The 12,011-nt window shown below is 70.1% G+C and carries 10 protein-coding genes; 5 read left to right on the forward strand and 5 right to left on the reverse strand.

Annotation, left to right across the window (positions count from 1 at the left end; genetic code table 11):
- The first annotated feature begins 5 nt into the window (after positions 1–5).
- Genes tal through pgl form a run of 4 tightly spaced genes read left to right on the forward strand, consistent with a single transcriptional unit; the run spans position 6 to position 4,625 of the window.
- Positions 6–1,124 carry a transaldolase gene (tal, locus tag ACZ69Q_RS23715; protein WP_471045092.1) on the forward strand — a complete coding sequence of 373 codons (1,119 nt, stop codon included), beginning with the start codon at positions 6–8 and terminating at the stop codon, positions 1,122–1,124.
- Between the two features lie 5 nt (positions 1,125–1,129).
- Positions 1,130–2,668 (forward strand): glucose-6-phosphate dehydrogenase, encoded by a 1,539-nt coding sequence (zwf, locus tag ACZ69Q_RS23720; RefSeq protein WP_471045094.1) that lies wholly within the window; start codon positions 1,130–1,132, stop codon positions 2,666–2,668.
- Entirely contained in the window at positions 2,665–3,846 is a 1,182-nt protein-coding gene (opcA, locus tag ACZ69Q_RS23725; RefSeq protein WP_471045096.1) for a glucose-6-phosphate dehydrogenase assembly protein OpcA, read from the forward strand. Before zwf ends, opcA begins: the two co-directional genes overlap by 4 nt.
- Positions 3,843–4,625, forward strand: coding sequence for a 6-phosphogluconolactonase (gene pgl / locus ACZ69Q_RS23730; RefSeq protein WP_471045099.1), 783 nt, complete (start codon positions 3,843–3,845; stop codon positions 4,623–4,625). The genes opcA and pgl overlap by 4 nt, the downstream gene beginning before the upstream one ends.
- Positions 4,626–4,721: 96 nt before the next feature.
- Here the strand turns inward: pgl and ACZ69Q_RS23735 are convergent, their stop codons facing one another.
- From ACZ69Q_RS23735 to ACZ69Q_RS23755, 5 genes are all read right to left on the reverse strand, one after another.
- Complete coding sequence (locus tag ACZ69Q_RS23735) at positions 4,722–5,561, reverse strand: carbohydrate ABC transporter permease (protein WP_471045101.1); 840 nt, start codon at positions 5,559–5,561, stop codon at positions 4,722–4,724.
- Positions 5,558–6,922 (reverse strand): ABC transporter permease subunit, encoded by a 1,365-nt coding sequence (locus tag ACZ69Q_RS23740; RefSeq protein WP_471045103.1) that lies wholly within the window; start codon positions 6,920–6,922, stop codon positions 5,558–5,560. The genes ACZ69Q_RS23735 and ACZ69Q_RS23740 overlap by 4 nt, the downstream gene beginning before the upstream one ends.
- Positions 6,923–6,928: 6 nt before the next feature.
- Positions 6,929–8,260 (reverse strand): ABC transporter substrate-binding protein, encoded by a 1,332-nt coding sequence (locus ACZ69Q_RS23745; protein WP_471045105.1) that lies wholly within the window; start codon positions 8,258–8,260, stop codon positions 6,929–6,931.
- 46 nt (positions 8,261–8,306) lie between these two features.
- Positions 8,307–9,932, reverse strand: a complete 1,626-nt coding sequence (locus ACZ69Q_RS23750; protein ID WP_471045108.1) for a glycoside hydrolase family 13 protein — start codon at positions 9,930–9,932, stop codon at positions 8,307–8,309.
- A 166-nt stretch (positions 9,933–10,098) separates the two neighbouring features.
- A complete protein-coding gene (locus tag ACZ69Q_RS23755) occupies positions 10,099–11,367 on the reverse strand; it encodes an ABC transporter substrate-binding protein (protein ID WP_471045111.1) in 1,269 nt (422 codons plus the stop codon).
- A 126-nt stretch (positions 11,368–11,493) separates the two neighbouring features.
- On the opposite strand from ACZ69Q_RS23755, the gene ACZ69Q_RS23760 reads away from it, so the two are divergent.
- Positions 11,494–12,009 carry a PadR family transcriptional regulator gene (locus tag ACZ69Q_RS23760; protein WP_107907177.1) on the forward strand — a complete coding sequence of 172 codons (516 nt, stop codon included), beginning with the start codon at positions 11,494–11,496 and terminating at the stop codon, positions 12,007–12,009.
- The last annotated feature ends 2 nt before the right edge of the window (positions 12,010–12,011 follow it).

Here is a 12,011-nt window from a genome sequence, read left to right on the forward strand (position 1 = left end):
TTTCCATGACAGACGCATTGAAGCGCCTCTCCGAGGAGGGCGTCGCGATCTGGCTGGACGACCTGTCGCGCCAGCGCATCACGTCCGGCAACCTCGCCGAGCTGATCGACCAGCAGCACGTCGTGGGTGTCACGACCAACCCGTCGATCTTCCAGAAGGCGATCAGCGGTGGTGACGGCTACGAGCAGCAGGTCGCCGACCTCGCCGCCCGCAAGGTGACGGTCGAAGAGGCGATCCGCATGATCACCACGGCGGACGTCCGGGACGCCGCCGACATCCTGCGCCCGGTCTTCGACGCCACCGGCGGCCAGGACGGCCGGGTCTCCATCGAGGTCGACCCGCGGCTCGCGCACAACACCCGTGCGACCGTCGCCGAGGCCAAGCAGCTCGCCTGGCTGGTGGACCGTCCCAACACCCTGATCAAGATCCCGGCCACCAAGGCGGGCCTTCCGGCGATCACCGAGGTCATCGGCCTCGGCATCAGCGTCAACGTCACGCTGATCTTCTCGCTGGAGCGCTACCGCGAGGTCATGGACGCCTACCTGGCCGGTCTGGAGAAGGCCAAGGAGCGCGGGCTCGACCTGTCGCTCATCCGCTCGGTGGCGTCCTTCTTCGTGTCCCGTGTGGACACCGAGATCGACAAGCGCATCGACGCTCTCGGCACCGACGAGGCCAAGGCCGCGCGCGGCAAGGCGGGCGTGGCCAACGCGCGCCTCGCCTACCAGGCGTACGAGGAGGTCTTCTCCTCGGACCGCTGGAGCGTGCTGGAGAACGCGGGCGCCAACAAGCAGCGTCCGCTGTGGGCGTCGACCGGCGTGAAGGACCCGGCCTACAAGCCGACCCTCTACGTCGACGACCTGGTGGCGCCGAACACGGTCAACACCATGCCCGAGGCCACCCTCCAGGCCACGGAGGAGAAGGGCGAGATCACCGGCAACACCATCGCCGGCACCTACGAGCAGGCCCGCGCCGACCTGGACGCGGTCGAGCGGCTCGGGATCTCGTACGACGACGTGGTGCAGCTCCTGGAAGACGAAGGCGTCGAGAAGTTCGAGGCGTCCTGGAACGACCTGCTCAAGTCGACCGAGGCAGAGCTGGAGCGCCTCGCCCCCTCGGAGGGCTGATCCCTTTGCCACCCTTCAACGTCACTGAAGCGAACCCGCTTCGTGACGCCGCCGACCGACGGCTCCCGCGTATCGCGGGGCCGTCGGGCCTGGTGATCTTCGGCGTTACGGGCGATTTGTCACGTAAAAAGCTGATGCCCGCGGTGTACGACCTCGCCAACCGGGGTCTGCTGCCGCCGGGCTTCTCGCTGGTCGGTTTCGCCCGCCGCGAGTGGGCGCACGAGGACTTCGCGCAGGAGGTCCACGAAGCGGTCAAGGAACATGCCCGCACGCCCTTCCGCGAGGAGGTCTGGCAGCAGCTCATCCAGGGCATGCGCTTCGTGCAGGGCACCTTCGACGACGACGAGGCGTTCGAGCGGCTGCGCGCCACCATCGACGAGCTGGACAAGGCACAGGGCACGGGCGGCAACTTCGCCTTCTACCTCTCGGTGCCGCCGCGCTCCTTCCCGGTGGTCATCCAGCAGCTCAAGAAGCACGGCCTCGCCGACCAGTCGTCCGGCTCCTGGCGCCGCGCGGTCATCGAGAAGCCGTTCGGCCACGACCTGGCCTCCGCCGAGGAGCTCAACAAGGTCGTGCACGAGGTCTTCGCCCCGGACCAGGTCTTCCGCATCGACCACTACCTGGGCAAGGAGACCGTCCAGAACATCCTGGCGCTGCGCTTCGCCAACACGATGTTCGAGCCGATCTGGAACCGGTCCTTCGTGGACCATGTGCAGATCACGATGGCCGAGGACATCGGCATCGGCGGCCGGGCCGGGTACTACGACGGCATCGGCGCCGCCCGTGACGTCATCCAGAACCACCTGCTCCAGCTCATGGCCCTGACGGCCATGGAGGAGCCCGCCTCCTTCGACGCGGACGCGCTGGCCGCCGAGAAGACCAAGGTGCTCGGTGCCGTACGGCTGCCGAAGGACCTGGGCCGCGACACCGTGTTCGCGCAGTACGCGACCGGCTGGCAGGGCGGCGAGAAGGCGGTCGGCTACCTCCAGGAGGAGGGCATCGACCCCAAGTCGAAGACCGACACGTACGCCGCGGTCAAGCTGTCCGTCGACAACCGCCGCTGGGCGGGCGTCCCCTTCTATCTGCGCACCGGCAAGCGGCTCGGCCGGCGCGTCACGGAGATCGCGGTCGTCTTCCAGCGCGCGCCGCACTCCCCGTTCGACACGACGGCCACCGAGGAGCTGGGCCAGAACGCGATCGTGATCCGCGTCCAGCCCGACGAGGGCGTCACGGTCCGCTTCGGCTCCAAGGTGCCCGGCACCTCGATGGAGATCCGGGACGTGTCGATGGACTTCGCCTACGGCGAGTCCTTCACGGAGTCCTCGCCCGAGGCGTACGAGCGACTGATCCTCGACGTCCTGCTCGGCGACTCCAACCTCTTCCCGCGCACCGAGGAGGTCGAGCTGTCCTGGAAGATCCTCGACCCGATCGAGGAGTACTGGGACACGCACGGCAAGCCCGCCCAGTACCCATCCGGTACCTGGGGGCCCGTCGAGGCGGACGAAATGCTCGCACGAGAGGGACGGAGCTGGCGCCGGCCATGAAGATAGACCTGACGGACACCACGGCCAGCAAGATCAACAAGGCGCTGGTGCAGGGGCGGCGGGCCATCGGCACGCCGGCCGTCGGCATGGTGCTCACGCTGGTCATCGTCACGGACGAGGAGAACGCGTACGACGCACTCAAGGCCGCGAGCGACGCCTCGCGCGAGCACCCCTCGCGCACACTGCTGGTCATCAAGCGGGTCTCGCGCTCGCCCCGCGACCGTACGACGTCCCGGCTGGACGCCGAGGTGCGGGTGGGCGCGGACGCGGGCACCGGTGAGACGGTGGTGCTGCGGCTGTACGGCGAGGTGTCCGAGCACGCCCAGTCCGTCGTCCTCCCGCTGCTGCTGCCGGACGCCCCGGTGGTGGCCTGGTGGCCGGTGAACGCGCCGCTCGACCCGGCGAACGACCCGCTGGGCGCTCTTGCCCAGCGCCGGGTGACCGACACCTACGCCTCGGAGCAGCCGGTGCGGGAGCTGTCGTCCCGCGCCGACGCCTACACACCGGGCGACACCGACCTGTCCTGGACCCGGATCACGCCCTGGCGCTCGATGCTGGCGGCGGCTCTGGACCAGGTGGTCTGCGAGGTGAAGGCCGTCGAGGTGGAGGGCGAGGAGTTCAACCCGAGCTGTGAGCTGCTGGCGATGTGGCTCGCGGACCGGCTGGACGTCCCCGTGAAGCGGTCACTGTCGTCGGGCCCCGGCCTGACGGCGGTCCGCATGGCCACCGACTGCGGCCCGATCACGCTGGACCGGGCGGACGGCTCGCTCGCGACCCTGTCCATCGAGGGCCAGCCGGACCGTGCGGTGGCGCTGAAGCGGCGCGAGACGGCCGAGCTGATCGCGGAGGAGCTGCGGCGGCTCGACCCGGACGACACCTACGCATCCGCGCTGCGGTTCGGCGTGGAGCGGCTGAACTCGGGGCCGGCCTCCTCGGTCAGGGGCGCCGAGGCGGCCGTGGCCAAGGCGGAGCGGGCCGTGGCGCTGGCCCAGGCCGCCGTGGCCCGGGCCGAGGAGCCGGCGGCCGACGAAGCCGGGACCGAGCAGGCCGAGGGGGCGTCACCGGCCAAAGGAGAACCGGCCGCAACGCCCGCCCAGGCGGCTGCGCAAGCATCCGGGAAGGAAGCGGCGGCGCAGGAAGTGACGGCGCAGGGCGCGAAGAAGGCGGCGGCGAAGTGAGTACTCCGCAGCTCGTCGTGCACCACGACAAGGAGCTGATGGCCCAGGCCGCGGCGGCCCGGCTGATCACGAAGATCGTGGACGCGCAGGCCTCCCGGGGCTCGGCGTCCGTGGTCCTCACCGGCGGCCGCAACGGCAACGGCCTGCTGGCCGCGCTGGCTGCCGCCCCCGCGCGGGACGCCATCGACTGGGGCCGTCTCGACCTGTGGTGGGGCGACGAGCGCTTCCTCCCCGAGGGCGACCCCGACCGCAATGTCACGCAGGCCCGCGAGGCCCTGCTGGACGCGGTGCCGCTGGATCCGAAGCGGGTGCACGCCATGCCCGCCTCGGACGGCCCGTTCGGCACGGACGTGGAGGCGGCGGCCGCCGCTTACGCGGAGGAACTGGCCAGGGCGGCCGGCCCGGAGAACCACGGGGCGGTTCCCACCTTCGACGTCCTGATGCTGGGCGTGGGCCCCGACACCCACGTCGCCTCCCTGTTCCCGGAACTGCCCGCGGTACGGGAGACCCAGCGCACGGTCGTCGGAGTGCACGGCGCCCCGAAGCCCCCGCCGACCCGTGTCACCCTCACGCTCCCCGCGATCCGGGCGGCGCGTGAGGTGTGGCTGCTGGCGGCCGGCGAGGACAAGGCGCAGGCCGCGGCGATCGCCCTGTCGGGCGCGGGCGAGATCCAGGCCCCGGCGGCGGGTGCCCAGGGCCGTTCCAGGACCCTGTGGCTCCTGGACGCGGCGGCGGCGTCACAACTGCCGAGGTCGCTGTATCCACCGGCGTCGTCCTGAACGCCTTCGGGCCCCCACTTCACCGCGAAGTGGGGGCCCGAATCACTTGGGCCCGAATCACTTGGGCCCGAATCACTTGGGCCCGAATCGCTTGGGCTACTTCACCGACCCGGCCATCACGCCCTGCACGAAGTGCCGTTGGAACGCGAAGAACACGACCACCGGCACCACCAGCGAGACGAACGCGCCGGGCGCCAGTACGTCGATGTTGCTGCCGAACTGCCGTATCTGGGACTGGAGTTCAACGGTTAGCGGCTGTGCGGAGCTGTCGGCGAAGAGCAGCGCCACCAGCATGTCGTTCCACACCCACAGGAACTGGAAGATGGCGAGCGAGGCGATGGCCGGGCGCCCCACGGGAAGCACCAGGCGGGTGAAGATGCGCCACTCGCTGCCGCCGTCCATCCGCGCCGCCTCCAGCATCTCCTTCGGCATCTCGGCGAAGTAGTTCCGCAGCAGGAACACCGCGAACGGCAGTCCGTACGCCACGTGGAAGAGGACGACGCCGGGGATCGTGCCGAACAGGCCGAGCTGGCCGAAGAGTTTGGCGACCGGGAGCAGGCCGATCTGCACGGGCACCACGAGCAGCGCCACGACGAGAAGGAAGATCGCCTCGCGTCCGGGGAAGTCCAGCCAGGCGAAGGCGTATCCGGCGAGGGCCGCGAGGACGACCACCAGCAACGTCGTCGGCACCGAGATCAGCACGGTGTTCCAGAAGGCCTGGCTGATCCCGGCGTTCCCCAGCAGCGCCGAGTAGTTGTCGAAGGACAACTGGCCGGGACTGGTGAACACCGTCCACCAGCCGCCGTTCGCCGTGTCCTTCGCGGACCGCAGGGAGGAGAGGAACAACCCGGCCAGCGGGGTCAGCCACACCAGCCCGATCACCACCAGGAACGCCTGGACCAGTGAGTTGCCCAGGCCCCGCCTGACCGCGTTCATCGCTGACTCCTTCGGAAGCGGCGGACGTTGAAGACCATCGCCGGGATGACCAGCAGCAGAAGCAGGACGCCCAGCGCGCTGCCGAGCCCCTGGTTGTTGCCGCCGCCGAACGACACCAGCCACATCTGTGTCGCGAGTACGGTCGCGTCCTCCTGTACCGGACCGGGCGCGATGATGTAGACGAGGTCGAAGACCTTCATGACGTTGATGACGAGGGTGACGAAGACGACCGTGAGGACCGGCGCCAGCAGCGGCACCGTGATCCGCCTGAAGATCTGCCACTCGTTCGCGCCGTCCATCCGCGCCGCCTCCAGCGCGTCCCGGGGCAGGGCCGCGAGGCCCGCGCCGATCAGGACCATCGCGAAGCCGGTCCAGATCCACAGGTACGCCCCGATGATCGCCGGCGTGACGAGCGTGGGCCCGAGCCAGGAGACGCCCTCGTAGGGGGCGGCGAAGTTCGAGGCCGGCAGCCTCACCGAGTACGAGCCGTCGTCCAGCCCCTCGAAGCGGAAGGAGCCGTCGGACGCGGTGGTCGCCGTGGCGACGGTCTTCCCGGCACGCGACGCCTCGACCGTCATCTCCGGCAGCCCGTTCTCACGCCGGTCGACCTTGCCCTGCTCCCCTCCCCCACCTGGCGTGAAGTCGAGGTACACGACGCCGCGCAGCTCACCGGGGCCCGCCTTCTGACCCGCCGCCGGGTAGGCCGGTTCGGTGCCGCCGGGCAGGTCGTCGGGGAGGACACCGACCAGGCCGAGCGTGAGCGCGTCACCCGGCGACACGCTCGTGCTGGTGCGGTACGAGCCGTCCGGGTCCTTCGTCAGTCCCTGCCCGTCGCGTGCCCGGGCCGTCGGATAGGTCGACGTGCCCTGGAAGGCGTCGTGCACGGAGACGACGGCTGCGTTCAGCACGCCCTTGTCCGGGTCCTCGTCGTAGGCGAGGCGGAAGATGATGCCGGCGGCGAGGAACGACACGGCCATCGGCATGAACAGCAGCAGCTTGAACGCGGTCGCCCAGCGGACCTTCTCCACCAGCACGGCCAGGATCAGACCGAGGCCGGTGAGCAGGGCCGGGGCCACGACGACCCAGATCGTGGTGTTGCGGATGGCCTTGAGGGTGGCCGGGTCGCGGAACATCTCGGTGTAGTTCTCGCCGCCCACGAAACGGGTGCCGGAGGCGTCGAAGAAGCTGCGCCCGATCGAGAACAGCACGGGGTAGACGACCAGCGCGCCCAGCAGGAGCAGCGCGGGGAAGACGAAGAGGAGTGCGACGATCCGCGCGCGCCGCCGGGAACGCCTGGCACGTTCCCGGCCGGGGCTCGCGGCGGCCCCCCGGCTCGCCTCCTTGAGAAGAGTGGCGGTCATGTCAGGTCAGCCCTGGCCCTGGTACGCCTTGGCCGCCGCGGCGTCCAACTTCGCCGCGGTCCCCTTCGGGTCGGACGGGTCGCGCAGGAAGTCCTGCAGGAGCTTCCACTCGCCCGCGCCCTTGGTGCCGCCGAACGCCGCCGGGGCCTGGTCGGACATGTCGAAGCGGACCGAGTCGCCGGCCGAGACGAGGGACTTGGCGGTCGCCCGGGTGACGTCGTCGCCGTACGAGGCGAGGTCGACGTTCTTGTTCGGGGACAGGAAGCCGCCGGCCTCCGCCCACACCGCCGCGGCCTCCGGCGTCGCCAGGTACTCCAGGAGCGCCATGCCGGCCTTCTGGTTCTTGCCGTCCTTCAGGACGACGGCCGCGTCACCGCCGCTGACCACCGGCGCCTTGCCGCCGCCGACCGCCGGGAACGGGAAGAAGTTCGCGTCCTCGCCGATCTTCTTGCCGAACTGGTCCTTGGCGACGCCCGCGACGAAGTCGCCCTCGTAGACCATGCCCGCCTCGGGCTTCGGCCCGAACACCTTCTCCACCGAACCCGGGAAGTCGGTGTTGAGGGCGCCCTTCTGGCCGCCCGCGATGAGCTGCTTGTCCTTGAACAGCTTGCCGAGGGTGGTCAGCGCCTCGACCACGGAGGCGTCGGTCCACTTCAGCTCGTGCGCGGCGAGGGCGTCGTACTTCTCGGGTCCGGCCTGCGAGAGGTAGACGTTCTCGAACCAGTCGGTCAGGGTCCAGCCGTCCTGCCCGGCGACCGAGAAGGCGGCGAGGCCGGAGTCGGAGACGGTCTGTCCGGCCTTCAGCATGTCGTCGTAACTCTTGGGCGCCTCGACGCCGGCCTGCGCGAGGGCGTCGGGGCTGTACCAGACGGTCGACTTGTGGGCGGCCTTGAAGTAGAGGCCGTAGAGGGTGTCGTCGACGCTGCCGTAGTTCTTCCACACGGGGGCGAAGTTGGTGTCGACGGACTTCTGGGCGGCGCCGGACAGCGGCTTGAGCCAGCCGCTCTTCGCGAACTGCTTCAGGACGCCGACCTGCGGGACCATCACCACGTCGGGGGCGTTGCCGCCCTCGATCTTGCTGCCGACGACGGTGGAGACGTTGTCGCCGGTGGACGTGAACTGGGTCTTGGCACCGGTCTTCTCGGTGAAGGCGTCCAGCACCTTCTGGAAGTTCTTCTGCTCGCTGCCGGACCAGACACCGGCCACGGTGACCGTCTGCCCGCTGAGCGCCTTGTCGCCGCCGCCGGCGGAGACCGGCCCGCCGCCGCAGGCGGTCGCGCCGAGCGCCAGGACGAGGGCGGTGCAGCCGGTGAGCAGGGTGGTACGTCGTCGCATCATCGTTGATGTCCCTTCGGGGATGGGGAGTTGACGGAGGTCGGGAAAGTCAGCGGTCGTTGATCCACCAGGCGGCGGTGGAGCCGGGCAGTACCCCGGCCGGGCAGGGACCGCTGGACAGCAGGGGGGTGCCGGAGACGGGAGCGGAGGTGGGCGCCGTGCCGAAGTTGACGGCGCAGACCACGCCGTCGCCGCGCTCGAAGGCCAGGACGCCGGGCGGGCTGTCCAGCCAGCGCAGCGTTCCCTCGCCCAACTGCGGCAGCCCGGCGCGCAGTTGGAGACCGTCGCGATACAGGTGCCAGAAGGAGCGGGTGTCGGCGAGGGCGCGGTCGGTGGCGTACTCGGCGAAGTACTCCGGCTGCGGCAGCCACGGCTTGGCGCTCTCCGCGCCGGAGGTGAAGCCGAACGGCGAGGCCTGTCCCGACCACGGCAGCGGCACCCGGCAGCCGTCGCGGATCCGGGCCCGGCTGCCGGTGCGGCGGAAGATCGGGTCGGTGAGCACGTCGTCGGGCAGATCGACGACCTCGGGCAGACCCAGCTCCTCGCCCTGGTAGATGTACGCGGCTCCGGGCAGCGCCAGCATCAGCAGCGCGGCGGCGCGGGCGCGGGCGGCGCCGAGGCCGCTGCCTTCGGTTGCGGGCTCGCCGTAGCGGGTGACGGTGCGGACCTGGTCGTGGTTGTTGAGGACCCAGGTGACCGTCGAGCCCGTGCCGGCTATGTCCTGCATGGCCTCGGAGATGACCTTGCGGAAGGCGTCGGCCTCCCAGGGGGCGCTGAGCAGGTCGAAGAAGAACGCCTGGTGGAGTTCGTCGGAGCGGACGTACAGGGCGTGCTCGCGGGCGGTCGGGACGGAGACCTCGCCGACGAGGAGGCGCTCCCGGCCGTCGCGGGCGGTGTACTCCTCGCATATGGAGCGCCACTGGCGCCACACCGCGTGCACCTCGGGCTGGTTCCAGGCGAGCGGGTTGACCGAGTCGCGGGTGCGGGCGTCGGCCTCCGGGTCGTCGGAGTCGGGCAGTTCCGGGTGCTTGAAGAGGCCGGCGGCGACGTCGATGCGGAAGCCGTCGACACCCCGGTCCAGCCAGAACCGCAGGACCCGGTCGAACTCGGCGCCGACCTCCGGGTTGCGCCAGTTCCAGTCGGGCTGCTCGGGCGTGAACATGTGCAGGTACCACTGACCGGCCTGCCCGTCCGCCTCGGTCACCCGGCTCCACGCCGGGCCGCCGAACATCGCGTGCCAGTTGTTGGGCGGCTCACTGCCGTCGGCGCCACGGCCGTCGGCGAAGTGGAAGCGGGCACGGGCCGCGCTGCCGGGTTCGGCGGACAGCGCCTCCTCGTACCACCGGTGCTCGCTGGAGCAGTGGTTGGGGACGATGTCGAGCAGCACCTTGATCCCGAGCCGCCGGGCCGCTGCGACCAGCAGGTCGAACTCGGCGAGGTCGCCGAAGAGCGGGTCGACGTCGCAGTAGTCGGCCACGTCGTAGCCGTGGTCGTGCTGCGGGGAGGGATAGAAGGGGCTCAGCCAGATCCCGTCGACCCCGAGCTTCTTGAGGTACGGCAGCCCCGCGCGGACCCCTGCGAGGTCGCCGACACCGTCGCCGGTGCTGTCGAGGAAGCTGCGGACGTAGACCTGGTAGATCACCGCGTCACGCCACCAGTGGTACTTACTCAGCATGCATGCATGTTAAGTAGCCGTTTCCGGAGGGTGTCAATGAACTGGACGCAAGCTACCGAACAGTTGACCTGGCAAACCGGGACATAGCGGGGCATCGTAAGAAGGGATGAGACGCTGCCGTTACCTAACAGGTAACTACCCAGTCGGGACTCAGTCGGGGAAATACTCAGCGCGCGACGGCGTCGAGCTCGCGCGCCAGCCGGCGCACCGCGGCCTCGGGCGTCTCACGCCCGGTCATCGCGTCGTGCACGACCGCCTGCACCACCAGGCTCACCTGGTCGTAGCGCGGGCTCTTGGGGCGCGGCGCGGCCGTACGCACGCTCTCGCGCAGGGTCGGCAGATACGGGAACTCCCGCACCAGCGCCGGATCCTCGTACAGGTCGGCACGCACGGGCGGCAGGGCGCCGCGCGTGAGGACCTGACGCTGGACGCGCTCGCTGGTCAGATACGCGAGCAGCCGCGCGGCGGAGTCGGGGTGCCGGGCATGGGTGCTGACGGCCAGGTTGGAGCCGCCCAGGACGCTGGTCCCGGGTCCGTCCGGCCCCGGCAGCGGCACGGCGCCGATCTTCCCGGCGACCGGCGACCCCTTGGCCGACGCGCCGACATAGGCGTAGGGCCAGTTGCGCAGGAACAGCAGGCGCCCGTCCTGGAAGGCCTGCTTGGACTCCTCCTCCTTGTAGGTGAGCGCCTGTTTCGGGATCCAGCCCTCGCGCACACCCCGGGCGAGGAAGTCGATGCCGTCGCGGGCCGCCATCGAGTTCACGGTCACGCGCTCGCCCTCGTCGCCGAGGATCGAGCCGCCCGCCGAGTAGACGGCCTCGGCGGCGTTGACGGTGAGGCCCTCGTACGGCAGGAACTGGCCCGCGTAGCCGTCGAGGCCGTACTTCGGGGCGACGGTCTTGGCCTGTTTCTCCAGCTCGGCCCAGGTGCGCGGCGGGTCGAGGCCCTCCTTGGCGAGGATGTCCTTGCGGTACAGGAGCAGCCCGGCGTTGGTGACGTACGGGACCGCGTACAGCCGTTCGTCGTAGGTCGCCGTGTCCACGACCGGCGGCAGGAAGGTGTCCAGCGGGAAGCGGTCGCGGGCGAGCGGGCGGATCCAGCCGTGCGCCGCGAACTCCGAGGTCCAGTTGACATCGATGTTGAGGATGTCGAAGCGGCTGCGGTCGCCGCCGCGCAGGTCGGTGGTCATCTGCGCGTGGGTCTCGTCGGCGGAGTCGGGCAGCTCGACGAGGGTGACCTTCTCGTCGGGGTGAGTGCGGTTCCAGCCCTCCAGCACGGAGCCGAGATAGCCGGTGAGGTCTCCCGCGGTGGCGAGGGTCAACGGCCCCCTGCCGCCCGCGGGACCCTCGTCGGCACGGGCGCCGGAGGCGACGTAGCCGGTCAGGATCACGACGAGGACGAGAAGGCCCCTACCGGCGGCGTGGATCCACCGCATAGGTTCCTCCCTGTACACCTGGCACCGGGCGTCTTCGCCCGGGGAACAGAGGCCATGTATACCTGTTAGGTATGCGCGATACTAGGGCCTGCGGCACATTAACTCGGGAGCGGGAGGAGAGCACGAGTGCGGCTGCCCCTCCTGGCCCTGCTGGCGCGCGGCCCGGCGCACGGATACGAGCTGAAGCAGGACCTTGAGGTACTGCTGGGCTCCGCGTACCCTCAGCCGAACGTCGGCCAGATCTATGTGACCCTCGGCCGTCTCGAGAAATCGGGACTGATAGAGGGCGAGGACGTCGAGCAGTCGAGCCGGCCCAACAAGAAGGTCTACCACCTCACCGACGCCGGGCGTGAGGCGCTGCGCGCCTGGTTCGAGGAGACCGAGGACGAGCCGCGGGTGCGCGACGAGTTCTTCATGAAACTGGCCGTCGCCCCGCAGACCGGTCTCGCCGACCAGATCGCCCTCATCAACAAACAGCGGCGTCAGTACCTGAACACCATGCGTCAACTGTCGAAACTGGCCGCCGCCGAAGACCGGGACAACCGCATCGCCCATCTGCTGATCGAGGGCGCGATGCTGCACCTTCAGGCCGACCTCGACTGGCTGGAGCGGTGCCAGGAAGAGTTGGAGGAGCTGGAGTGAGC

Source organism: Streptomyces sp. NPDC036764 (genome assembly GCF_055609385.1).

Coding starts and splice junctions, on each gene's coding strand:
- tal (WP_471045092.1), top strand. CDS start 6: ATGACAGACGCATTGAAGCGCCTCTCCGAGGAGGGCGTCGCGATCTGG.
- opcA (WP_471045096.1), top strand. CDS start 2,665: ATGAAGATAGACCTGACGGACACCACGGCCAGCAAGATCAACAAGGCG.
- ACZ69Q_RS23735 (WP_471045101.1), bottom strand. CDS start 5,561: ATGAACGCGGTCAGGCGGGGCCTGGGCAACTCACTGGTCCAGGCGTTC.
- ACZ69Q_RS23740 (WP_471045103.1), bottom strand. CDS start 6,922: ATGACCGCCACTCTTCTCAAGGAGGCGAGCCGGGGGGCCGCCGCGAGC.
- ACZ69Q_RS23745 (WP_471045105.1), bottom strand. CDS start 8,260: ATGATGCGACGACGTACCACCCTGCTCACCGGCTGCACCGCCCTCGTC.
- ACZ69Q_RS23750 (WP_471045108.1), bottom strand. CDS start 9,932: ATGCTGAGTAAGTACCACTGGTGGCGTGACGCGGTGATCTACCAGGTC.
- ACZ69Q_RS23755 (WP_471045111.1), bottom strand. CDS start 11,367: ATGCGGTGGATCCACGCCGCCGGTAGGGGCCTTCTCGTCCTCGTCGTG.